Here is a 23,998-nt window from a genome sequence, read left to right as displayed (position 1 = left end):
CCCCGGGGTGGTGGTTCGAGTCCCCGAAATTCTTCTCATCGGGGAGTGGGCCGGATTACGATCAGTTCTGTGCCGGAACTGACGCAGGAACAACACTTCGCCTCGGCCGCGACGCGGCACTTCCGCGACGGCGACTATCTCCGGAAGGGCAGCTGTCTGCCGTCCGCCGATCATCTCTACGGCTTCGCGGCGGAATGCGCGGTCAAGAGCTTGCTCCTGCGCTTCACGGAGGTGGCGATCGGGCCGCTGGAGGGTGAGGAGAAGCAGTCGGCCAAGCCGCGGGTGAGGCACCCCGAGGATGCTGAACGGATCATCGAGTTCGGCCACGTCAACGAACTGGTCCGAGAGATCAAGCTGTTCGCGAGCGGACGCTCCGGAGCGCCACTCCACGCCCTGCTCGACAGCGATCTCCGCGTTTTCAAGAAGTGGAATGTCAAGTACCGATACTTCGACGGGGGCTGGGCGCAGGCCGACGTGGTGGACAAGCGCCGGGACGCCGCGCATCGCATACTTTCCCTGCACGAAGAAGCTGTGATCAACCGAAGGCTCCCGTGACCCTCTCCTCCTTTCCCGTGCGCTTCGACGAAGCCCGTGAGCACGCCTTCGCGATCGCCCGTGCGGCAGCGGCCGAGGGTTTTCCCGTCCTCCTGGTGCGGGACGTTCTCGGTTGCTTCACCCTGGTCGTCGACGACCAGGACCGTCAGGAGGCCGCGGCCGGGCTGCGGCAGTCCTGGGAGGCGGAGTTCGAGCGCCGGACAGGCCGCTATCGGTCCGACCGGGCCGTTCTCGTCGCCTCGGAGATGTTCTCGGCCGACGCCCTGCTCCACTCCGCGCGCGCTGTGCCCGATCCCACAGGGCCGGCTGCCGTGGGATCGGTTCACTTCCTCGACAACACGGTGGTCGGCGAGGACTGGGCCAGGGTGAGCACGCCCGCGCCGGAGCCCGGGAGCGCTCCTACGCACCGCACGGTGCTGTACGGGTTCAAGGGCGGTGTCGGCCGCTCGACGGCCACGGCCATGCTCGCCCGGCACCTGGCGGACCGGGGCCTCTGTGTCCTGGTCGTCGATCTGGACCTGGAGTCGCCCGGCGCCGGACCGCTCCTGATGGGCAAGGAGTTGCCCCGCCACGGCCTCGTGGACTACTTGGTGGAGGCAGCGGTCGGCAACGCCGAGGGCCTGGAGTTCGTGACCCGCTCGCCATACACCCCGCGCCGCACGGGCAACAGCATCGGTGAGCTGTGGGTGGCCCCGGCCCGAGGGCGTGACGCGGAACCGGGCGAGGTTGCGAACGCGTACGTCGACAAGCTGAACCGGGTCTACACCGACACCCCTGAGGCGTCGTTCGCGACCCGTCTGGAGCGGGCGGTCCACGCCTGTGAGGACGCGGTGGCACGTGATGGCGACCACGAGCGGCGCCCCGACGTGGTGCTGCTGGACAGCAGGGCAGGCATCCACGACATCGCCGCCGTCGCGATCTCCCGCCTCTGTGACCTGGCGCTTCTGTTCGGCACCGACAACGCCCAGACATGGAGCGGCTACGGGGACCTGTTCGCCGCCTGGCGGTCCTCGGGTCAGGCTCCGCGTATCCGGGAGAAGCTGGGCATGGTCGCCTCGATGGTGCCCGACTCCGTGCACTTTCCTCTGGAGTCCTACCTGGAGCGGTTCCGGGCCCATGCGTACGAGTGTTTCGAGGCCCTGTACGACGAGGTCGCTGCGGACGAGGCGCAGGACGGCGGCCTGAACGACGAGTCGGCTCCGCACTGGGCCGTCCCCATCCTGTTCGAACCGGGTCTGGTGGGCATGGACGCGGGCGACGCTCCGGGCTGGCAGGACCGCCGCTTCGTGCAGGCCGCGTACGGTGAGTTCCTGGAGACCACGACCCGTCGCATCGAGATGGACCTGCGGGGGCGCCCGGACCAGGAAGGACCCTGATGACGGCCGAGGCCCCGCTCACCGCCGCCGAGTACCGCGACCTGTTGTCGGCGGCGCTGGAGGAGGCCCCGTACGCGGACACCCGCCCGCCGTCCCCGCACACCCTGTTCATGCCCGACTCGCACCGTACCGCTCTCTACGTCGATACGACGGTGGTGCCGGGCGGTCGTGGCGTAGGCAAGACGTTCTGGTACCGCTCGCTGCTCGACGAGGGCCTGCGCGATCTGGCCTCCGCCGAGTACCGCATCAGCAGGTTGCGCCGTGTGACGGTCTCGCCCGGCCACGGCCTGGAGATGCTGTCCGCTTGCTACCCGGGCCCGCAGGTCCTTCGGAGCCTGGTGGCGTCCGGGGACACGTACGACATCTGGTACGCAGTCCTTCTGACCGCTCTGGGCCAGGAGGAACTGCGTGCTCTGCCCAACTGGTCGGACAAGGTCGCCTGGGTACGGTTCAATCCGGAGCAGGCCCAGCGTACGGTCGAGCACGCGGACCGGGAGGCGTACGGGAAGAACCTGGTTCACCTGCTGCTCTTCGACGCCCTGGAGCACCTGCACACCGACCGGGAGCAGGCGGACCGGCTGGTCGGCGGCATTCTGCGGCTGGCCCTCCAGATGCGCTTCGGTACCCGGAACATCCGGCTGAAGGTGTTCATCCGCCCGGACATGTTCGACTCGGCCCGGCAGCACTTCCCGGACGCCTCGAAGCTGTCCGGATACGCGGCCGAGCTGACCTGGAACCGGACCGACCTGTACGGGCTGCTCTTCCACTGCCTGGGCAACGAGGACAGGGAGACGGCCGGGCGCTTTCGGAGGATCACCGGGGGCTGGGGTTCCGAACCGGACGGCACGCGCCATGTCCCGCCACTGCTGCTGCGCAACGACGAGGACACGCAGAACCTGTTGTTCGAGCAGATCGCGGACCCCTTCATGGGCAGCAACTTCCGCAGGGGGAAGCCGTACACCTGGCTGCCCAACCATCTGATGGACGGGCTGGGGAGGATCAGTCCGCGCAGCTTCCTCCAGGCGCTCCTCACGGCGGCCGAGCGCACGCACACCGGCTACCGGGGCCACGGGCGTGCCTTGCACCAGGAGGCGATCCGCACCGGTGTGCAGGAGGCGTCGCAGCGCCGGGTCGACGAGGTCGGCGAGGACACCCCATGGGTGGAGCTGGCGATACGGCCGCTCGCGGGCTGCCAGGTGCCCATCGAGAAGCGGACGGTGCTGGAGACGTGGGCCCGGTCGGGCCTGCCCGCCGAACTGGCGAAGGACTCCGCCCGCTACGCGCAGGCCGACGAACCGCGTCTGGTGCGGACCGGCCCGCGACATCCGGACGACCTGCCCCGGCTGATCGATGAGCTGATGGCCCTTGGCGTCATGACCCCGCCCCGTCGTGACGGGCGCCTGGACCTTCCTGACGTGTACAGGATCGCGTTCGGCCTCGGCCGCCGGGGCGGGGTGCCGCGTCCTTCCTGAGTCTGGCTCGAACAGCTCGGAATTCGGCGCAGTTACTCCTGTGAATGTTGCTCTGTGTCTTGTTTAGGATGAAAGTCGAACGTGTCGACGGCATGTGGGCTGTTGTCCTCAGCTGCGACGCACAGGCGGAATCTACGGGCCACGGGGGAATCGATGGCGTGGGACGAGTGGGAACAGATCAAGGCCGAGGTCGCCGCTCGGCATGACAGCGGTATGCAGTTGAACAGCTCGGGCGGTGCCGCGGGATCGGCGGACCTCAGGACTGACGCAAAAGGCAAGCGCGGAGCGGTCGAGGCGCTGAGGGAGCACATCCGTCCGGGTGTCGGCAGAGCCGGCGTGCACGCCGATGAGGAATCCGATGCGGCGGAGGGCGAGTTCAAGGGCTGGGCGACCGGTGAAGGCCTGCGGGACGCCCACAAGGAGTGGGCCCTCCAGGTGAAGAGCTTCAAGGCGCGCCTGGAGCAGGACCAAGTGGCGTTGAGCAAGGCGAAGAGCGACCTCCAGTACGTCGACCACGAGGTGAAGGGCTCCATGACGGCCGTCGACGTGCCGGGTCCGGCCGACCGGCGGGACGCCTGACCACGTCGTCCGCTCCGCACTCCGCGAGGAGTGGACAGGACAACTCTCGGCAGAGCGAAGGACAAGACTTGCTTACCTACCAGGATGTCGTCACTGTCCGGCTGAGTCCGCTCACCACGGCCGCCGCTGCGTGGGCCCGGATGGCCGACGGGTTCGAGGATCTCGGCGAGGCCTATGGGACCCATGTCCAGGGTGTTGCGAAGGGCGGTGTCTGGGTCGGTGAGAGCGCCGACGCGGCTGCCTCCCGCTATGCGGTGTCGCGTCGGCAGTTCGACGCCGCTGTGGTCGAGGCCCGGGCCATCGCATCGATTCTGCGGGACATCCACGCGCAGTTCGTCGAGCGCATACGTGCGGTGACGGAGCTGGTGGAGTCGGCGCGAAAGGCCGGCCTGTACATAGACGCCACGGGGCGGGCGCACCTCGACACGAGCAAGGTCGATGAGGCAGAGGGCGGCCTCTTCGACGCAACAGCTCGTGCTGCCAACGAGATGAGCTGGACCACCGCGGTGCTTTCCGCGGTGCGGGCGGTGGATGACGCGGATGAGGGAGCCAAGCTTGCGCTCCGTGACGCGGCAGGCATCAAGGACTTCCTCGAGGGGTTCGTGGACAACCTGACCGGGGCCGGACACTCCTTCAACGCGTCGGCCGTGGATGACATCGAGGTGGTCGAGGCACGCGAAGCCAAGAAGTACGCGGATCAGCTCCTGGCGGGCAAGGCGCCCGATGACCCGGAGGAGTACGCGCGGCTCATGCGTGACAACGCCGACGACGAGAGGTTCAGCCGGACGGTGCTCAACCACCTCGGCCCCGAGGGAACCATCAAGGTCACCAACCAGCTCAACACCCTTGCCTACGACTCGGACACGGGCAGCAAGCAGCACTACCTCGGGGCCGAGCGGGGGCTGGCCAACGCGCTGGCGACGGCGACGCAGGATCCGAAATCCCCGTTCTACAAGGAATTTCAGGCCGGCCTGAAGGAGTCCGGCATGAAACGGTACGACTGGCAGGGGGAGAAGGTCCGCGGATACCAGTCCATCATCACCCTGATGCAGCACGGCGAGGGCTACTCGGACCAGTTCATGCATGATCTCGGTGACGATCTCATCGCCGTCGAGAAGGCCGACAAGGGGAACGACAACTGGGACCTTCCCAAGGGTTTCGTCACCTCGCGCGACGAATGGTTTGCGAATGACCCTCTTGACGGCTTGATGGGTGTCATGAGCAAGGATCCCGACGCGTCGGCGGCGTTCCTCGACCCTCAATCGGACTCCCGCTCGGCAGACGGCAGCACGAAGGACGGCAATGACCGGCTGGAGTACCTGACGCGCCATCGGGACTGGGATGTCGTCGACGGGCACCCGCGGATGCGCAGCCCGTTTGATCCCGACACCGTGTGGGGTGACCCGCTGCGCCACAGCGATATCGAGGATGCTCAGGGCCGCGCGGGGTTCGGTGCGGCTTTGGTTGCGGGAACGACCGGGATCGATCCGAACAACTCGGGTGGTGGCTATGTCGAGCATTCGGAGGCCAACAACCGTGTCTTCGAGGGCGCGTTGAAGCATCTTTCCGCAGAGGGAGACGATATGCCTCCGAGTCTTCGTACACCTATGGCGGTGGTCATGGGGAATTATGGGAATGAGGTGCACGAGGCTGCCAGTTCCCACAACAGCAGTGAAAGCCCGCTGGACCGGGGGCATGTGCTCGAGATCGCGAAGCAGATATCGCGGGATCAGTTTGCTTACGGAACCCTGCAGGACGGCCTGAATCGCGAGTTGGTCCACGACATCAATGCTCGTGACGGCGGCGTCGAGCAGCCTTTGAGCAGAGCAGGTCGAACGATCGGATTCTTTGAGGAAGCCCGGTACCAGGGGCTTCAGATCGACGCAGACGACGCAAAGAGCAAGGCCACCTGGGATGCGAAGTGGGACTACCACACCTGGGGCGGGGTGGCGAACTTCATTCCGTACGCGGGCGACGCTGCACAGCGGGGGATAGACGGGGTGACGGCGAAATGGTTGGAGGAGGAGACGGCGAGGATCGAGAAGGGGCAGGCTCGTGACAATTTGGCTACCGGAACGGATCGCGAGGGGCGTCTTGAGGCTCTGGCTCAAACCTGGCGTGAGAGGAACCCTGAAATGAAGCAGAGCGAAGACTTGTGGATGTCCGTTGAGCGAATCGATAATGCCGCCAACAATGGAAATGCTGCCGCCCGCCGCCTGGGAAGTCTAGGCTCGTGAAGCATATCTCTCGCATCGCCGTACTGGGATCTTCCGCGCTCCTTCTTGCTGGGTGCACGGGTGATGACTCTGCTTATGAATACAGTATTCCGCAGAATATTTGTGGTGTAAAGGTTGCTGCATCGAATGTCAAGCCACTGCTTCCCCCTGGGCAGAAGGTCGTAGTGGATTCCAGTGAAAGTACGCTGTGGCCGGGTGCTGGCCTAAACTGTAGCGTGACTGTTGATAAGAGGCCGGATCTGACGATTTCTATCTCTCGGCAGGGTGGGGAGGTGGATATCGCGCGTGAGGCGTCGGATAAGTATGTGGATCTGAGGCGTGTTTCGCTGGGTGGGGCTGTCACCAGTGCGGCGGTGGGTGAGGACGGCGCGGTTGCGTGGATGGTGTGCGTGCCGAAGTCAGGGCAGCCGCAGTACGAGTCGCCGGAGACCAGGACGGGGCCGTACGGGCACTTGGTTGTGGAGATGCGCATCGGTGATGATGTCGAGAGGTCAGTGCCTGTGGAGGAATGGCGTACACAGGTCGAGAACCTTCTGCGCTCCTACGTTCCAGGGGTGATGGAAGGTTGGTGTGGGTGAGTCCTGAGGGTGAGAGGGGAGGGCTCTCCTGGGCTCTCTACCTCGGGTGACCGATGAGCGGACACTCTGGGGCTATGACGCTGCCCCGATATGAACGACAGTCCGGGCCTTCCTGTATGTGTACTGGATCGTTCCGGAGGACGTTGTCTAGGTCGTCATGTCTCAAGCCAGAGGTGCGACATCTTTTGGCCGAGCCGGTCGGGCAGCGGTCTTGGCTGATATGTGGAGAACGGCGAATCCGGGTGGGATTGACGGTAACTCAGGGGAGTCCGCGATCTCGGACATCAACGGCACAGCAAACGACGAAAATCGCACGGCGCGCGACTTGGCAGGCAAGGGGTCATGAAGCCTAGAATTGTCTACGGCATGGTTGGTGGTGCCGCTTTTATTGTCCTTTCTGGGTGTTCAGGTGGAGAGCCGGAATACGGGTACTCCGTTCCGGCGAGGATCTGCGAAGTCGGAGTCGACGAGTCCGACGTCAGGCCCCTGCTCCCCCCAGGAGAGGCGATGAAGGCCACTGATGTCGAGGTGGGGGAAAAGCCCGGCGAGCATCGCAGTTGCCGACTGGTCGTGGATAAGAAAATCGGCTTGGCCGTATCTATTGCGCGCGACAGTGAAGTCGATGATATTGCGGAATTCGGTGCCGATGCATATAGGGGCTTCCGTAAAGTCTCGCTGGGCGGTGCTGTGGCGAGTGCGGGAGTCGGGGACGATGGTGCCGCCGCGTGGATGAAGTGCCGGCCTAAAGAGGGGCAACCTCAATCCGAGATGGACGGCTATCCGTATATCTACCTCATTCTCAAGGTTCACGTCGGCGGCGAGGGAGCGGGGGGCGACGAGGTGCAGGAGCGTCGCATCGGCTTGGAAAAATTCATGCGTTCCTATGTTTCGGGAGTGCGGGACGTCTGGTGCGAGTAACTCTCCTTTGAGGTTGGTCGAGTAATATTTGCTGGAGGTCTGCCGCGATTGCCTTGTATGTGCTGTGGATGGCTGCGGCTCATTCGAGGTACGGGCTGCCGAGCCAGAGCCAGGGCCTCATTTCCGGGTGGGAGCTGGTCGGGGAGCCCTGTGTGAAGCGGAACGACCCTCAATGTCCGCGTGACCTCCCTGCGTGACAGGCGTCCGGCCCTGACTTACGTGGCCCGAGTCGTGTTCGGCCCGGGGCGTGCGCCTGGGTATTCCGTACGGAGGCACGAGCACAGGCGCGGCCGGGGGGCGCGGGTGGTTGTGCTGGCAGGATGGGCGCACACGCCGTGACCGCACGGCAGGCTTGTCAGGGATGGGAAGAGGTTCCGCCGGTGTCGTCTGAGGAAGCCCGTACGACGACGGGTGCGTCGCAGGACCGCGAGGCGATGTTCGAGGATCTGCTCAAGGAGTTGCAGAAGCAGGTCGCACTGCTGGAGTCGGACCTCTATGAGCGGTCACGCGGCGAGGAGTTCGATCAGCCGCTGCGTGCGGAGCACCGGCGGGCTGTGGCCGCGGACCGGACGGGTGACGGTTACGGGACGTGGCTCGGCGGGCGCCTGGTGCAGATCGCCGCCGCCTGGGTCCTGGGTTGTGTGTTCGTCCGGTTCAGCGAGGACAACGGCCTGATCCCCGACGCCTGGCTGTCCGGTCCCGGCGAGCGGCTGCTGGAGGCCCAGGACCGGCACGAGGAGCACTTCCGGCGGTTCCCGGACCAGAACGACCGTGACTGGCTGAAGGCCTCCTTCGACGCCCTCGCCAGCGCGCACCCCACGGCGAAAGGCCTCTTCGACGAGCGGCACAACCCGATGGGCGAGGTCACTCCCTCCTACGAGGCGGCGGCCCGACTGCTGGCCTTCTGGCGCGAACGAGGTGCGGACAACGAGGTCCGCTACGACTTCACCGACCCCGAGCTGAACACTCGTTTCCTCGGAGACCTGTACCAGGACCTGTCCGAGTACGCCCGCAAGACGTACGCGCTGCTCCAGACCCCGGTCTTCGTGGAGGAGTTCATTCTCGACCTCACCTTGGAGCCGGCCGTCGAGGAGTTCGGCCTGGACCCGGTGTGGAAGCACAGGCCGGACGGCTGGCGGGGTGAGGTCGACGAGGACGAGCAGGTGCGCGGGCTGCGCTGCATCGACCCCGCGTGCGGTTCGGGCCACTTCCTGCTCGGCCTGTTCGAGCGGATTCTCGCGAAGTGGCGTGAGCTGGAGCCGGGCACGGACCGGTGGCTGCTGATCCGCCGTGCCCTGGAGTCGGTGCACGGCGCGGACAAGAACCCGTACGCGGCCTCCATCGCCCGGTTCCGCCTTCTGGTCGCGGCGCTGAAGGCGGGCGAGGTGCGCGAGCTCCGCCGGGCTCCCGCGCTGCCGATCCGAATCGCTGTGGGCGACTCGCTGCTGCACGGCCGTGAGGCCGGCCAGGAGGACGGGCGGACTTTCGACGACGTCGTCGAGCGGGAGGTCTTCACGTATCGGACGGAGGACGTCCAGGACTTCGTGAAGAGCGCGGACCTGCTGGGGCGCGGCTCGTACCACGTGGTGGTGGCGAACCCGCCGTACATCACGGTCAAGGACAAGCAGGAGAACCAGAACTACCGGGATGTGTACTGGGCCTGCTCACGGCAGTACGCCTTGTCGGTGCCGTTCGCCCAGCGGATTTTCGAACTGGCGATCAGGTCGTTCGGTGACCAGCGAAACGGTGGCTTTACCGGCCAGATCACTTCCAACTCCTTCATGAAGCGGGAGTTCGGGAAGCTGCTCATTGAGTCGTTCTTCAACGGTGGGCCGTACAAGGACCCGAAGAGTCGGCGAAAGCGTGACTTCGGCGGCGTGGAACTTTCGCACATTATTGACACGTCCGGGGCCTATATCCCTGGGCATGGGACGCCGACGGTGATTCTGGCCGGCCGGAACCAGGTCGCGCGACAGGCGGAGCCTATTCGAGCTGTGCTGGGCGTGCAGGGGGAAGCTGGTGTACCACCTGAAGCTGCTCAAGGGAAGGTTTGGCGGGCGATCGTCGAGAATGTTGCCAGGCCTGGGTGTGAATCTAAATGGGTTTCCGTAGAGGATGCTGAGCGTGTTCGATTCTCCGCATTTCCCTGGACTCTATCCGGAGGTGGCGCTTCCAGAGTCATGGGAGAAATTGAAAGGGTACCCGGGCGCCTGGGTGCAGCTGTAGCGGAGATCGGGCGGACCACGCACACGGGACTTGACGAGGCGTATTACATGCCGCCGTCTGCTGCTGGCACTCGAGGGTTGTCGCTGGGGGCGGTTCCCGTCATCCTGGGCGAAGAGGTGCGAGAGTACGGGATTCACCCGAGCACCTGCACTCTCTTCCCCTATGCGACGATCGCTCCCGCGAATGTTAGAGGGAGGGCGAGGAGCATCTCGGGTGCAGAGCACCGATTCGTCTGGCCCAATCGCACGGTTTTGCGAGGGCGGTTGGACTTCGGTGAAACGCCAGAGCAGCGAGGTCTTCGTTGGTTTGATCACAGCATGTTCTTCCCGAGGAGGTATAGGGAGCCGCTTTCTATCGCTTTCCCTTTTGTGGCGACACACAATCATTTTGTTTTGGATCGCGGTGGGAAGGTCTTCAAGCAGACCGCACCGGTGATCAAATTGCCGGAAGGGGCTACTGAGGATCAGCATCTTGAGCTGATGGGGATTCTCAACTCTTCAGCTGCCTGCTTCTGGTTGAAGCAGGTGAGTCACGACAAGGGGATCAGGGGCGAGGGGGGCGGTTTCACTAGTGGTGAATGGGAGCGTTTCTACGAGTTCACGGGGACCAAGCTGCAGGAGTTCCCGCTCCCGCCATCCTTGCCGCTTGCTCACACGTGGGAACTCGACGAACTGGCCCAGAGGCTGGCGGAACATGAGCCCTCCGCTCTTGCCGTAGATGGCGTCCCCACCCGGGCGGCCCTCAGCGACGCATCCCTGGCGCAGGAGCTAATCCGTGCGCGCATGATCCTGCTCCAGGAGGAGCTGGACTGGACTGTGTACGGGGCCTACGGGCTGCTCACGTCCAAGGAAGTCGCGCGCACCACACTGCCCGGAGACCACGCAGCGTTGGGCGAGTCCGAGTTGCCGCAACTCCGCCTCGGTGAGCGAGCCTTCGAGATCGCCCTCAAGCGCCAGGTGGATGCTGAAGAGGCAGAGACCGCATGGTTCGAACGCCATGGTTCCACGGAGACTGCCACCGCCGAGATCCCTGCCGACTGGCCCGAGGCCTACCGCAAGGTCGTGCAGGCCCGCCTTGACCTCATCGAGTCGAACCGGGACATCCGGCTCCTGGAGCGCCCCGAGTACAAGCGTCGCTGGTCCACCGAGCCGTGGAAGAAGCGCGAGGCCGCCGCCCTCCGGTCCTGGCTGCTCGATGCCGCCGAGCGCAAGGACCTGTGGTTCGAGGAGCGCAACGACTTTGTCGCTCCCCGCACGCTTTCCGTCTTCCAGCTCGCCGATGCGCTGCGCCACGACGAGGACGTCCAGGCCGTCGCCGCGCTCTACGCCGCCGACCACCTCGACAACCGTGACGCCTCCCTCGCCACCGTGCTCGCCTCCGTCATCGAGACCGAGCACGTCCCGTACCTCGCCGCGCTCCGCTACAAGGAGTCCGGCCTGCGCAAGCGTGAGGACTGGGAGCACGTGTGGGAGCAGCAGCGCGAGGAGGACCGGACCGGGGAACGGATCGGCATCAGTGTTCCGCCGAAGTACACCGGTGCCGACTTCCTCAAGCATTCCTACTGGTCGAACCGGGGCAAGCTCGACGTGCCCAAGGAACGGTTCGTCTCCTATCCCGGAGCCTCCACCGATAACGACCCGTCGCTCCTTCTCGGCTGGGCCGGCTGGAACCATCGTGATCAGGCCGAGGCTCTGGTGAATCTACTGATGGACCGTGCCTCGGTGGACGGCTGGAGCCTGGACGACCCGCGCTTCGTTCCGTTGCTCGCCGGGCTGCGGGAGATCATGCCCTGGGTGCACCAGTGGTACGACGCGTACGACGAGGAGTGGGGCGACAACCCCGCCCAGGAGTTCCAGACCGCCCTGAACCGTGGTGCGGTTGACCGCAACCTGTCACAGGACGATCTCCGCGCCTGGCGTCCAGAGAAGAAGCGGGCAGGCCGGAAGAAAGCCGCCGAGTAGGGGCGCGCTTCGCCGGATGCCCTCGATGCGCCGGGGAAGACGTTACGCGGTGGGATTCTCCCTGTCCGGGGCGTCGCTGGGAGGCTCCTCGGCGTGCACGAACGTGCCCTTGATGGGGACCGTGATGACGAGACCCTGGTCGCGCAGTTCGCGGACGGCTCGGCGGATGGTGTTGACCGCTACGCCGTACTGCTCGCCGAGGTCGCGCTCGGCGGGCAACCGTGCGCCCGTGGGGAGGCGGCCGTTGCGGATTTGTTCCGCGATGTGGTGCACGACTTGCAGATACACGTACACGTGGCTCGTCGGGTCGGGCTTCCAGTCGCTGTCGTCAGCCATATCTGCACGCTAAGGCGGCTCGAAGCAGCCCACCACATGAGGCAACGTCCGTATGCTTCCTAGTGCATCAGGTTGCTACCTAATGCGCCCTAGGGCAAAGTGTTCAAGACAGTGAAGACCCCGGCAGCCTGGCAGGGCTCCGGGGCACGGCCAACGCTGAGCTAGGAGCGTCGACATGTACGACCTTATCCGCCGGACCACCGCATGGCTGCTGAGGCTGATCCTCGGCCCCCGTACCGGCCGCCACCGTGCCGGAACCGCCCCCGCGCGTCCCGGCCGCACCTCTGCCCGCACCCCCGCGCGCCCCGCCACCGCCTGCGGCCGGGCCCGTCGCCCAGGGGCACCCGGGCCCGTCGTCCGCCGCCTTCCCGCCGCCCGGTCTCCGTACGGGCTGGACCACGTACTCGACGGCGGGGCGAGCGCGCTGGTGCGCCCGTACCTTCTTGCTGCGGACCGGGAGAGCGCGCAGCGGCGTCGCCGGATGGCCCTGGTGCTCGCCGCCGACTTCGGACTGGACCTCGACCTGCATGTGCTCGGGGCGCAGGGGGTGGCGGCCTGATGGACGCCTTCCCGAACGCCGCAGCTCTCCCCGCCGGACCGCCCACCTTTCCGGACGCCGCCTCTTCGCCCCGCCTGCTTCCCTGGTCGTCCTTCGGGGGCAAGCCGTGCTACCTGGTCACCGACGACGCGAGCAGCCGCCTCTCCCTGCTGGCCGACGACGTGGAGGACCAGCAGCTGGAGACCGGTGCCGAGGTCCTCGACCGGGCACGCGCCGTGCTGGGGGACACCATGTCCCCGTACGGAGAAGTGCGCTATGCCGGGATCAGGCTCGCCGAGTGCCTCAGCGATGCGCTGCGGGTCGCCGAGTCCCGTGGGATGCGTCTGCCGTACGTATCCGATGAGGACGAGGAAGAGGACGACGGCCCGGACGAGGGCGAGGGCCTGACCGAGCGCGAGGCCGTGGGCCGGGACGTGGGCACCGGCGACGCCGGCGACACCGACGGCACCGGGGCGGACTGAACCGAACCGGTGAGCCGTCCGATCCTGCCCCGATCGCCCCCACCGGCGCACCCCACGGCGTGCGCGTGGCTCGTCCACCCTCGTACCCGTACCCGTACCGGGGCGGGGCGGGGCGGGGCGGGAGTGTCCGGGCTCTTTCCCCGGGGCGTCCCTGGCTGTCCTGCCGAGCTGGCAGGATGGAGGAGACGTGAAGAGGGCCCGGTGGCGGGCCCGGACCGTCGAGGGACCGGTCGGCAGGGCCGGGCGGACGCGGTGTGAACGGGAGCGGCTGATGGCCAGGGGCAGCGATGTCGTGCTGAGGGATGTCCTCCACATCAAGGAGGACGCCCACGCGGGCGACTTCAAGGTCGCCCTGACCGAAGGCTTCGGTGACGCCCAGGCCGGCTCGGTGGCCGACTACGTGGTCACCGAGCAGCTGGCGAAAGAGTTCGACAAGGCACTGCGGCTCGTACGGGGCGCGGTACGCAAGAACACCTCGTACGCCGCCTATCTGCACGGCTCCTTCGGCGCCGGCAAGAGCCACTTCCTGACCGTGCTGCACGCGGTGCTCAACGGGGACCCGGCGGCCAGGGAGAAGCCCCGGCTACGTGAGGTGGTCGGGGAGCACAACGACTGGCTGCCGGGCAAGAAGTTCCTGATGGTGCCCTACCACCTGATCGGCGCCGCCAGTCTGGACTCCGCGCTGCTCGACGGCTACGTGAGGGCGGTACGTGCCGAGCGCCCGGACGCCACGACCCCGTCGGTCTACAAGTCCGACGGGCTGCTGGCCGACGCCTGGTCGATGCGGCAGTCGCTCGGCGACGAGGCGTTCGTGCGGCTGCTGCCCACCAGCGGGAGTGCCGCGCCGACCGCGCCCGCCGCGGCTGCCGAGCCTGCGAAGGGCGACGGGCTGGCACCGATCGGCTCGGCCGTTGCCGAGGGTGGCCTGGCCCCCATCGGCGCCGTCTCCGCCGGGGGGTGGACCGGCGCCGAGCTCGACGCCGCCTTTGCCGCACCTGCGGGCGACGAGGGTCGCAAGCGACTTGTCTCCGCTCTCCTCAGCGGGCCCATGAAGTCGTACGCCGCCGGCAAGGCCGGCGATGTGAACGCGTTCGTCTCCCTGGACGACGGACTCAGCGAGATCAGCAAGCACGCCCGGTCCCTCGGCTACGACGGGGTGGTGCTCTTCCTCGACGAGCTGATCCTCTGGCTCCAGGCCCGGATGCGGGAGCGCACCTGGGTCAACGAGGAGATCCAGAAGCTCGTCAAGCTCATCGAGTCCGGCAACGCGGACCGGCCGGTGCCGATCGTCTCGTTCATCTCCCGGCAGCGTGACCTGTCCCAGCTCGTCGGCAAGGACATCCTCGGATCCGACGTCCAGAACATGGAGCAGGCGCTCGAGTATCTGAAAGAGCGCTTCACCGTCATCAACCTGGAGGACCGCAACCTCCCGGAGATCATCAAGGAGCGGGTGCTCAAGGCGAAGCCGGGCCAGGAGGAGGTCCTGGAAGGCGCCTTCGCGGGCATCGACCGGTCGAACCAGCAGGTCAAGGACATCCTGCTGGACGACGAAGGTGCCACCAGCGCGAACTGGGACGACTTCCGTGCCGTCTACCCGCTCTCGCCCGCCCTGCTGAACGTGCTGGTCGCGCTCTCCGGAGCCCTCCAGCGCGAGCGCAGCGGACTGAAGCTGGTCCAGCAGCTCCTGGAGAAGAACGCGCACGCGCCGCTCGGGCAGCTCATCCCGCTCGGCGACCTGTGGGACATCCTCGTCGACGGCACCGGGGCGGCCTTCACCGAGCAGCTCAAGTACGAGTCCGACGCCGCCGAGAAGTTCCACACCAAGGCGCAGCAGCATCTCCTGGAGCAGTACGGCCGGGCGGACCACCCCGACTTCCTGGCGGACGACCGGTTCGTCAAGACACTGCTGCTCGCGGCGCTCGCCCCCGACGTACCGGCGCTGCGCAGGCTCACCGGAGCGCGGCTGGCCGCTCTCAACCACGGCTCCGTTCGATCGCGGACCGTTCCGCCCGGCGACAAGGTCGCCGATCGGATGCAGGCGCTGCGCGGCACCTTCCACAGCGAGCTGCTCGCCGAGGGCCGGACCGACCCGGTGTTCTCCCTGCACCTGTCCGACCTGGACATCGAGCCGCTGCTCGACGCCGTCAGCGGTGAGGACAAGGTCGGAGTGCGCCGGGTCTGGGTGCGCGACCGGCTGTGGGAACTGTTCGGCGTCAAGGACAGCCTGCTCGTCCAGAAGGAGATTGTCTGGCGGGGGACCTCGCGCACCGTGGAGTTCGTGTTCGGCAACGTACGCGACCCGCGCGAGCTGGCCGACGAGCACTTCACCCCCTCCGACCGGGGGAACATCCGCTTCGTCGTCGACTACCCCTGGGACGACGACGAGCGCCGCTACCCCAGCGACGACTACCAGCGGGTGGTGGAGCTGAAGAAGAACGGGCTGTCCGCCGCCACCCTGGTCTGGCTGCCCGACTTCTTCTCCGAGCAGCGCAAGGCGCAGCTCGGCCGGCTGATGCGGATCAACTTCCTGCTGGAGCGCAACCGGCTGGACGAGTACACCCGCACCTACGCGCCGGACGACCGAGTCAAGGCCCGGCGCCAGCTGGAGATCGGCCGCGACACCCTCACGCACACCCTGGTCGCCTCGCTCGGCGAGGTGTACGGCATCTCGGCGCCCAGGGAGGGCACCAAGGCCGTCGAGGTGGTCGAGGGCCGTCACGTCCTGTCGCTTCTGCCGCAGTTCTCCCGCCCCGAGTTGGAGGGCGGCAAGCAGTTCATGGACAACGTGGTCCATCTCGCCGACGGGATGTTCGCCGCGCTGCACCCCAAGCACCCGGACTTCGGCCCCGACCGCCACGGCCAGCGCAAGGCCGTCACCCCGGCCGAGCTGCGGACCACCCTGGAGTGGATCACCCGGGCCATGGACGACGGGGGGCGCGTCGAGATCGACAGCAACCACGTGGCGACCGTTAAACGCATCGTCGAACCGCTGGAACTCGGCACGGTCCACGACGGCCCGCTCGTCCTGCGTGCGGACTGGCGTGCCCGTATCGGCCAGGCCGCCGCCCAGAACCAGGAGCGGGACAACCTCTCCGTCGAGGACATCCGCCGCTGGATCACGGGAGAACCCCTCGGCTACTCCGGCCTGGACAAGCAGACCACCAACCTGCTGATCGCCGCCTACGCCCTGCTCGACGACCGTGCGTGGGTCCTCCAGTCCGGCCCCGAGAGCACGGCCCCCGACTTCCTGTCGATCGGCCCCCCCTGGCGGCTGCGGGCTCTTCCGCTGCCCGACGCGGAGGAGTACGAGAAGGCCAGGGACCGGGCCGCGCACCTCTTCGGCGTGCCCGCCAAGCCTCACCCGTACGCACGCAACGTCAACCGGCTGGCCGCCGACGTACGCGCCAAGGCGGACCAGTACGAGAAGCACGTGGCGGGGGTGCGCAGCGCGCTGGACCGGCACGCGGAGCTGATCGGCCTCGACGCCGGTACGTCCGCGCCGCGTGCCGCGACCCTGCGGGACGCCGCGACCGTGCTCGCGCGGCTCGGGCGGCACAGCACCGACGCGACCGCTCTGGTCAGGGAACTCGCCGCCGTCACCCACCAGACCCCCGCCCGGGAACTGGCCCACACCATGGACAGCGCCGAAGACGTCCTCGCCGCCCTGGACGCCACCGACTGGCCGGTGCTGAAGCGCGTCCACAGCCTCCGGAACCGGGACGACAGTGTCGGCGACCGGGCCGGCCGGCTCTTCGAGCACATCGCCGAGACCGTGCGGGCATCGGAGTTCGAGCGGCCACTGGCGCCCGTGCTCCGTGAGGTGCGGTCGACCGCCATGGGCATCTTCGACGCGGCGCTCCAGTTGGAACGGACGGCACCGCTGCCACCGGCTCCTGTGCCGGGGCCCGAGGCGATCTCCCTCACCGACCACGGAAACCCGGCGGTCTCCTCGCAGCAGGAACCGTCGGCGGGATCTGCGGAGCCCGAGTTCCTGTGGCCGGCGTCCGGCGTGACGAACGGTTCCGGTGCCGAAGGCGCGGCAGGTGCCGCGCTGCCCGGTCCCCGTGCTGCCCGACGGGTCGTCCAGGCCGGAGCGAGCGGGCTGGAGACGCTCCTCACCGGTGAACTGGCGGCCGTGCGACAGGAGATCCAGGACTTCCGGGCGGGGAACCCCGACACGCCCGTGGAGATCATCTGGCGTGCCGTCGACCCCGGTGCGCAGACCGGTGGCGCCGCAGGCCCCGGCTCCTCGGGCGGCTCGGGGGCGGGCCCCGGTTCCCCCGACGGTATCGGAGCCGGTACGGAAGGACACCGCTGATGGGTACGCGCCCCGCCGTGGGCCGGCGCGCCATCGAGGTCCTGCTGGAAACGGAGCTCCCCGACGCGGCGGGACGGCGGCTCGTCCTCGTCGACGCCACCTACGAAGGCCCCCGGCAGGACACCGAGTTCACCGTGCGCGTCGGGGACGGCAGCCGCCGGGTCCGCGTCACCGACCAGGACTCCCCGCTCGGAATCTGTGACGTCTGGCAGCGCCACCGCACCGAGGACGACCCGGACGGAGACAGCGTCCTCGTCGTCACCGGAGCGGTCCCCGCCGACCAGCTCGGCTGGGACCTGCGGGCCCACGCCGTCCGTCACCGGCCCCTGGCCGTGGACCGCGCCGAGATCGTCAAGCAGCTCTTCGGCGCCACCGACGCCGACCCCCGGATGGCCGGTGAACGCTGGCTCCTGGACGCACTGCTGGAAGCCGAACCGGCCGACGGATGGCCGGCTGCCGGAGCCGTACTCACCCGTGACCACGCCGTGCGCACCCTTCTCGCCGCACGACTCGGCCTCGGGGACACCACAGCGGACACGCTCGACCTGGACGCCGACACGCTGTTCGCCTGGACGCGCACGCCCACCGGCCCCGCCCGCTACGCCGCGCTGTCCGTCCCTGAACGCGACGGCCTCAGCGACTGGCTCGCCCGGACCGTCGGACCGGCCGCGCCCACCCTCCTGGCCCTCGCCGCCGACGGACGCGGCGCGGACGTTCTGCCGCTCGGCGCGCTCGCCTCCGCGGCGCTCGCCTCCTCCGCGCCCGAATCCACCGGCTTCGCACTCGGCACTCTCTTCGGCCCCGCGCTCGCCTCGTTCGACGCGCTGCGCCCCTTCGCGGACGCTGTCACCGGTGTTCTCACCCGCTGGATCGCCCAGGCGGAAGGCCACGGGCAGCAGCGGGCCGACGCCCGTGCCCGGGTGCTCGACATCCTCGACCGGGCCGACCGGCTCGCCGACGACGCCCGTCTCGGACCCCTGACCGGAACCGACCGGCTGCTTCCCTCCGGCTACCGGGCCCGGCTGCGCCACCTCGCGAGCATCCTGCACGGCCCCGCGAGCGACGCGGGGACCGCGCTGCGCGACCTCACCGGGCACCACCTCGCCGCGCTGTACGCCGACTCCACCGAGAACGCCCGCACAGCGGTACGTCTGGGCCGCTGGCTTCAGGAGCCCCTGGAGCCGGTTCGGTCGGTGGCACAAGGCGTCCACCGCCATATGACGTCCTTCGGCTGGGCCGACATGGCCGTAGGGATCCTGGCCGAGGGCGACACCTCACAGGACCCGGCCGTCGCGGACGCCTACCAGCGGCTGATAGGAGCCGTACGGGCCCGACGTGCCGCCTTGGACGAGCAGTTCGCCGACCGGCTCTCCCTCTGGAGCGAAAGCGCCTCCAAACAGGCCCCCGGAGGCGCGCTTCTCATCGAGGAGGTACTGGCCGAAGCCGCCGTGCCGCTCAGCAGGCCGATCGAACGCGACGGCAGCGGAGTACCCGTCCCGGCGGCCGACCGCGAGCGCGGCCGACCGCTGATCCTTGTGCTCGACGGCATGAGCGCCGACGTCGCCGTGCAGCTCGCCGGTGCGCTCGACCGGCGGGCATGGACCGAGGTGGTTCCCAAGCCACGCCCCGGCGAGGAAGCCTCGCGCCGGGCAGCCGTGTCGATGCTGCCGTCCGTGACGACCATCAGCCGTGCCTCCCTCCTGTGCGGCCGACCCGCCGAGGGCGGACAGAGCACCGAGCGTGCCGGGTTCGCCGCCTTCTGGAAGAAGCGTCACCGCACTGTTCAGCTCTTCCACAAAGGGGGGTACGAAGGGCCCCCGGGACACCGGCTGGCCCCCGAAGTGCTCCAGGCGCTCGCTTCCGACGACATCGTCGGGGTCGTTCTCAACACCGTCGACGACGCGCTCGCCGACGGGCGCGAGGGCGCCCGGGGCCGGTGGGCGCCCGAGGACATCGGCAAACTGCCCGACCTGCTGAACGAGGCGCGCAACTACGGCCGTCCGGTCCTTCTTGTCTCCGACCACGGCCACATCATCGACCGCACCCCGCGCGGCCACGGGCAGCGGCCCCAGGCGGACAAGGCCGAAGGTGCTCGATGGCGCACCGGGGCCGCCGGGGACGGCGAGATCGAGGTGTCCGGCCCACGCGTGCGCGGCCGGATCACCCTCGCCTGGAACGAGGAGGTCCGCTACACCGCCCGGCAGGCCGGCTATCACGGAGGCGCCTCCCTCGCGGAGGTCACCGTGCCGGTGATCACCCTGGTGCCGTCCGCGGACCTGGTGCCCGAGGGGTGGACCCTGCTGCCGGCCGAACGGATCGCGCCGGACTGGTGGAACGACGAGAGGAGTTTCACCATCGAGGTCGAGCCGCCGACGGCGGAAGCCGCAGGGGCGGCCGTCGAGTCCTCCGGGTCGGCTGTGGAAGCCGTGAAGCCTGCCGCGGACGCCGACACGACGGTGGTCCTCGGGAGGCGGCCGGAGACCTCGACCCCGGAGACGCAGGCCCCGGAGACGCAGGCTCCGGACGCGTCCGGTGAGGACAGCGTCGGTGCACGCGCCGTACGGTCCGCTTCCTACCGGTCCCAGCGTGAGTTCGTCCGTGGTGCGCCCCCGGACAGGGCCGTCGCCGCCGTGCTCGACGCTCTGCTCACGGCGGGGGGAAAGCTGTCCCCCGGAGCGGTGGCCGCCGCCGCTCAGGCTGCCACGGGCCGCTCGCAGCGCAACCCGGAGCGCTTCGCCACCGTCCTGGAGCGCCTCCTCAATATCGACGGCTACTCCGTGATCCAGCTCGTCGAGTCCGGACGCACCGTCCAGCTCGACAAGGCACTTCTGGAGCAGCAGTTCCTCGGAGCGACGGCATGAACGCACCGGCATCCGACGTCAGCGTCGTGCGGCGACGTGACGTGACCGACGCACTGCGGCGCGGCACCGTGCCGCAGAACGGCCTCGGGCTCTTCGCCGTCGGTCTGGAGCGCTTCGAAGCGGCCCTCGACGACGACCTGTCCGTCGCCGCCCGGGGAGGTTCAGCGTTTCACGCCCTGCGGGGTGAGTACGGCTCCGGCAAGACATTCTTCGCCCGCTGGCTCGCCGAACGCGCCAAGCGGCGCGGGCTCGCGGTGAGCGAGGTGCAGATCTCCGAGACCGAGACGCCCCTGCACCGCCTGGAGACCGTCTACCGCCGACTCGTCGAACGGCTCACCACGGCCACCCATCAGCCGTCCGCCCTCAGAGCGGTCGTCGACTCCTGGTTCTACGCCCTGGAGGAGGAGGTCCTCGCCGGTGGTGAAGTCCCCGACGAGGACGAGGAGGCGCTGGCTCGGGCCGTCGACGAGCTGCTGGAACGCCGGCTCGCCGATGTCGCCCGCACCACCCCCGCCTTCTCCGCCGCCCTGCGCGGCTACCGCCGAGCGGTGGCCGCCGGTGACGGCGCGCACGCCGAAGCTCTGATCGCGTGGCTGGGCGGGCAGAAGTCGGTCGCAGCCTCGGCCAAGCGCGCCGCAGGCATCCGTGGTGACCTCGACCACTTCGGCGCCCTCGGCTTCCTCCAAGGGCTGTTGACCGTCCTGCGGGATTGCGGGCACCCCGGGCTGTTGCTGGTCCTCGACGAGGTGGAGACCCTTCAGCGGGTGCGCGGCGATGTCCGGGAGAAGTCCCTCAACGCGCTGCGTCAGCTTCTCGACGAGATCGACGCCGGGCGCTTTCCCGGTCTCTTCCTCGTCATCACCGGCACGCCGGCCTTCTACGACGGACAGCAGGGCGTCCAGCGTCTTGCGCCCCTCGCCCAACGGCTGGCCACCGACTTCACGACCGACACCCGCTTCGATTCGCCCCGCGCCGTCCAGCTACGACTGGCCGGATTCGACCTGGACTCGCTAGGGGAACTCGGGCGCAAGGTGCGGGATTTGTACGCCGGCGCGGCCCGGCACCCTCAGCGGCTCGCGGACCGGGTGGACGACGCCTACCTCGACGACCTCGCCCGCGCCGTCACCGGATCCCTCGGCGGCAAGGTGGGTATCGCCCCGCGGCTGTATCTGCGCAAACTGGTTGCCGATGTTCTCGACAGGGTCGACGAGTTTCCCGACTTCGACCCCCGTACGCACTACGCACTCACGCTGAACAGTGGCGAGCTCAACGAGACGGAACGTAGCGCCGCGCACGGTGCCGGAGACATCGCCCTGGAACTGCCTGACGATCCGGCCGATTCATGAGAGAACCGGCCGACGTCTTCGACCTCCTGGACCCCGTTCTCGGCCACCACATCGTCAACGCGCTCGGCTGGCGCTCGCTGCGCCCTCTCCAGGAAGAAGCGATCGAGCCGCTCCTGGGTGGGGAAGACGCTCTGCTCCTCGCGCCCACGGCCGGGGGAAAGACCGAAGCGGCGGCCTTCCCTCTGCTGACGCGGATGAACCGGCACGGCTGGAAGGGCACCAGCGTGCTGTACGTGTGTCCGCTCAAGGCGTTGCTCAACAACCTTCATCCACGGCTGCGGACCTACACCGGATGGATGGGCCGTACGGCCGAGCTGTGGCACGGCGACATCACCACGGGCCGACGGCGCCGGATCCTCGCTCAGCGTCCCGACCTCCTGCTCACCACACCTGAGTCGCTGGAGTCCATGCTGGTCAGCGCTCACGTCGACCACCGTGCCTTCTTCTCCGGACTTCACACCGTCGTCATCGACGAGGTGCACGCGTTCGCGGGCGATGATCGCGGATGGCATCTGCTCGCTGTCCTGGAGCGTCTGAGCCGGATCGTCGGCCGACCTCTCCAACGGGTCGGTCTGTCCGCCACCATCGGCAATCCTGACGAGCTGCTGACCTGGCTTCAGGGCTCAGGACACGGGCGTCGGCCCGCGCGGGTGGTGGCACCGCACCTCGCCGAAGCGCATCGGGCGGACATGCGGCCACAGGAGCGGGCTGTCCCGGGGCCGCCGCCCGGCGATGTGGAACTCGACTACGTCGGTTCCGTCGCGAACGCCGCCACCGTCATCGCGGGCCTGCACCGCGGTGAGAAGCGCCTGGTCTTCTGCGAGACGCGCCGGACCGTCGAGGAACTGGGTGAACAACTGCGCCTGAAAGGCATCACGACGTTCCTGTCCCACGCCTCGTTGTCCGTGGACGAACGGCGCCGTGCCGAGGAGGCCTTCGCCGAGGCACGCGACTGTGTGATCGTCTCCACCAGCACCCTGGAACTCGGCATCGACGTGGGCGACCTGGACCGTGTCATCCAGCTCGACGCGCCGTCCACGGTCGCCTCCTTCCTCCAGCGCATCGGCCGCACGGGGCGCCGGGCCGGGACCACACGCAACTGCCTCTTCCTCGCACTCGAACCCGAGGGTCTGCTGGCGACCGCAGCCCTTCTGTTGCAGTGGTCCCGCGGCTGGGTCGAACCCGTCGTCGCTCCGCCTGAGCCCCGCCACCTGGTGGCCCAGCAGCTCCTGGCCCTGTGCCTCCAGGAACACCGGGTGGGGGAGAACCTGTGGCAGGAGTGGTGGGGCGGTATGGGCCCCTTCGGTTCTGGCGCGCTGCCCGTCGTCCGTCATCTGGTCGACGAGGGATATCTGGATCAGGACGGCGGACTGCTGTTCATCGGACCGGAGGCAGAACGACGCTACGGGCATCGGCACTTCGTGAACCTCACCGCGATGTTCACCGCCCCGCCGGAGTTCACGGTACTCAACGGCAGGAACGAGATCGGCCGCACCGACCCCGACCTGCTCACCGAGGAGATCGAGGGCCCACGCAAGCTGCTCCTCGCAGGCCGCAACTGGCTGGTGACCTACATCGACTGGACGCGTAAGCGCTGCTTCGTGGAACCTGCGGACGAAGGGGGCCGCGCACGTTGGAACGGCTTCGGCGGAGAGCGTATCCGCTCCTTCGAGCTGACCCGTGCTGCCCGGGACGTGCTCCTCGGTCAGGATCCACCGATCCGCCTCACCGCCCGAGCAACGGCGAAACTCGCCGAAGCGCGTGAGGCCCACCTGCACGTCGTCCACCCCGGCGGCACGGTGGTCAGTCGGCATCATGACGGTGAGGTCCGCTGGTGGACCTGGGCGGGCCACCGCGCCAACGCGACTCTGGCTGCCTCGCTGGCTTCGGTGGCGGCCCCGCATCGGCGTGTCAGCGACCAGTGGATCCGGCTCCGCGACGACATCACGCATCAGGTCTGGCAGACGGCCCGCGCGGATACCCAGGCGGGATTGTGCCTGCCGGATGTCAGCAGCAGGGCGATCCGTGGCCTCAAATTCGGAGAAGCTCTGCCTCCCCGCCTGGCAGAAGCCACCCTCGCCGCGCGCATGGTGGACGAGAAGGGCGCCGGAACCGTCCTCGCCGAACCGGCGCGCTTCATCACGCTGAGCCACACATAGCCCACATCAGGGCCTGCCACCGGACGAGCCGTTCGGACCCCGGGGGCAAAGATCAA

Annotated in this window: 15 protein-coding genes; 14 read left to right on the top strand and 1 reads right to left on the bottom strand. The window is 68.2% G+C overall.

Annotated elements, in window-relative coordinates; all coding sequences use genetic code 11:
- Positions 1–69 precede the first annotated feature (69 nt).
- The 8 genes from D581_RS0131480 (at position 70) to pglX (ending at position 11,902) form a co-directional block, all read left to right on the top strand.
- Positions 70–555 (top strand): hypothetical protein, encoded by a 486-nt coding sequence (locus D581_RS0131480; protein ID WP_018961102.1) that lies wholly within the window; start codon positions 70–72, stop codon positions 553–555.
- A gap of 17 nt (positions 556–572) precedes the next feature.
- Positions 573–1,931: a KGGVGR-motif variant AAA ATPase gene (locus D581_RS0131475; RefSeq protein WP_486585898.1), complete on the top strand. Its 1,359-nt coding sequence runs from the start codon at positions 573–575 to the stop codon at positions 1,929–1,931.
- Positions 1,931–3,403, top strand: coding sequence for a hypothetical protein (locus D581_RS0131470; RefSeq protein WP_018961100.1), 1,473 nt, complete (start codon positions 1,931–1,933; stop codon positions 3,401–3,403). The genes D581_RS0131475 and D581_RS0131470 overlap by 1 nt, the downstream gene beginning before the upstream one ends.
- 153 nt (positions 3,404–3,556) lie before the next feature.
- Positions 3,557–3,982, top strand: a complete 426-nt coding sequence (locus D581_RS0131465; RefSeq protein WP_018961099.1) for a hypothetical protein — start codon at positions 3,557–3,559, stop codon at positions 3,980–3,982.
- A 68-nt stretch (positions 3,983–4,050) separates the two neighbouring features.
- Positions 4,051–6,219, top strand: a complete 2,169-nt coding sequence (locus D581_RS0131460) for a DUF6571 family protein (RefSeq protein WP_018961098.1) — start codon at positions 4,051–4,053, stop codon at positions 6,217–6,219.
- Positions 6,216–6,797: a hypothetical protein gene (locus D581_RS1000000141440; RefSeq protein ID WP_158688649.1), complete on the top strand. Its 582-nt coding sequence runs from the start codon at positions 6,216–6,218 to the stop codon at positions 6,795–6,797. The genes D581_RS0131460 and D581_RS1000000141440 overlap by 4 nt, the downstream gene beginning before the upstream one ends.
- 507 nt (positions 6,798–7,304) lie before the next feature.
- Entirely contained in the window at positions 7,305–7,715 is a 411-nt protein-coding gene (locus tag D581_RS1000000141435) for a hypothetical protein (RefSeq protein ID WP_158688648.1), read from the top strand.
- A gap of 335 nt (positions 7,716–8,050) precedes the next feature.
- A complete protein-coding gene (pglX, locus tag D581_RS0131445; protein WP_486585897.1) occupies positions 8,051–11,902 on the top strand; it encodes a BREX-2 system adenine-specific DNA-methyltransferase PglX in 3,852 nt (1,283 codons plus the stop codon).
- Positions 11,903–11,944: 42 nt separating this feature from the next.
- Here the strand turns inward: pglX and D581_RS0131440 are convergent, their stop codons facing one another.
- The gene (locus D581_RS0131440) at positions 11,945–12,238 is read right to left on the bottom strand and encodes a winged helix-turn-helix domain-containing protein (protein ID WP_018961094.1); all 294 of its coding nucleotides are present in this window, start codon (positions 12,236–12,238) and stop codon (positions 11,945–11,947) included.
- Positions 12,239–12,413: 175 nt separating this feature from the next.
- Between D581_RS0131440 and D581_RS0131435 the strand changes: the two genes are divergently transcribed.
- The 6 genes from D581_RS0131435 to D581_RS0131410 all read left to right on the top strand — a co-directional run bounded on the left by D581_RS0131435 (position 12,414) and on the right by D581_RS0131410 (position 23,942).
- Positions 12,414–12,797 (top strand): hypothetical protein, encoded by a 384-nt coding sequence (locus D581_RS0131435; RefSeq protein ID WP_018961093.1) that lies wholly within the window; start codon positions 12,414–12,416, stop codon positions 12,795–12,797.
- Positions 12,797–13,258 carry a hypothetical protein gene (locus tag D581_RS01000000138000; protein ID WP_018961092.1) on the top strand — a complete coding sequence of 154 codons (462 nt, stop codon included), beginning with the start codon at positions 12,797–12,799 and terminating at the stop codon, positions 13,256–13,258. Before D581_RS0131435 ends, D581_RS01000000138000 begins: the two co-directional genes overlap by 1 nt.
- Before the next feature lie 271 nt (positions 13,259–13,529).
- Entirely contained in the window at positions 13,530–17,576 is a 4,047-nt protein-coding gene (locus D581_RS0131425; protein WP_199787859.1) for a BREX-2 system ATPase PglY family protein, read from the top strand.
- Positions 17,576–20,437, top strand: coding sequence for a BREX-2 system phosphatase PglZ (gene pglZ / locus D581_RS0131420; protein ID WP_018961090.1), 2,862 nt, complete (start codon positions 17,576–17,578; stop codon positions 20,435–20,437). Before D581_RS0131425 ends, pglZ begins: the two co-directional genes overlap by 1 nt.
- Entirely contained in the window at positions 20,434–21,783 is a 1,350-nt protein-coding gene (brxD, locus tag D581_RS0131415) for a BREX system ATP-binding protein BrxD (protein ID WP_018961089.1), read from the top strand. Before pglZ ends, brxD begins: the two co-directional genes overlap by 4 nt.
- A complete protein-coding gene (locus D581_RS0131410) occupies positions 21,780–23,942 on the top strand; it encodes a DEAD/DEAH box helicase (RefSeq protein ID WP_018961088.1) in 2,163 nt (720 codons plus the stop codon). Before brxD ends, D581_RS0131410 begins: the two co-directional genes overlap by 4 nt.
- Positions 23,943–23,998 lie beyond the last annotated feature (56 nt).

This window comes from Streptomyces sp. CNB091, assembly GCF_000377965.1.
The sequence above is the reverse complement of the archived record's forward strand: the minus strand, read 5'-3'. Positions and strand labels throughout refer to the sequence as shown.

Coding starts and splice junctions, on each gene's coding strand:
- D581_RS1000000141435 (WP_158688648.1), top strand. CDS start 7,305: ATGAAGGCCACTGATGTCGAGGTGGGGGAAAAGCCCGGCGAGCATCGC.
- pglZ (WP_018961090.1), top strand. CDS start 17,576: ATGGGTACGCGCCCCGCCGTGGGCCGGCGCGCCATCGAGGTCCTGCTG.
- D581_RS0131440 (WP_018961094.1), bottom strand. CDS start 12,238: ATGGCTGACGACAGCGACTGGAAGCCCGACCCGACGAGCCACGTGTAC.
- D581_RS0131465 (WP_018961099.1), top strand. CDS start 3,557: ATGGCGTGGGACGAGTGGGAACAGATCAAGGCCGAGGTCGCCGCTCGG.
- D581_RS0131410 (WP_018961088.1), top strand. CDS start 21,780: ATGAGAGAACCGGCCGACGTCTTCGACCTCCTGGACCCCGTTCTCGGC.
- D581_RS0131435 (WP_018961093.1), top strand. CDS start 12,414: ATGTACGACCTTATCCGCCGGACCACCGCATGGCTGCTGAGGCTGATC.
- D581_RS0131470 (WP_018961100.1), top strand. CDS start 1,931: ATGACGGCCGAGGCCCCGCTCACCGCCGCCGAGTACCGCGACCTGTTG.
- D581_RS0131425 (WP_199787859.1), top strand. CDS start 13,530: ATGGCCAGGGGCAGCGATGTCGTGCTGAGGGATGTCCTCCACATCAAG.
- D581_RS01000000138000 (WP_018961092.1), top strand. CDS start 12,797: ATGGACGCCTTCCCGAACGCCGCAGCTCTCCCCGCCGGACCGCCCACC.
- brxD (WP_018961089.1), top strand. CDS start 20,434: ATGAACGCACCGGCATCCGACGTCAGCGTCGTGCGGCGACGTGACGTG.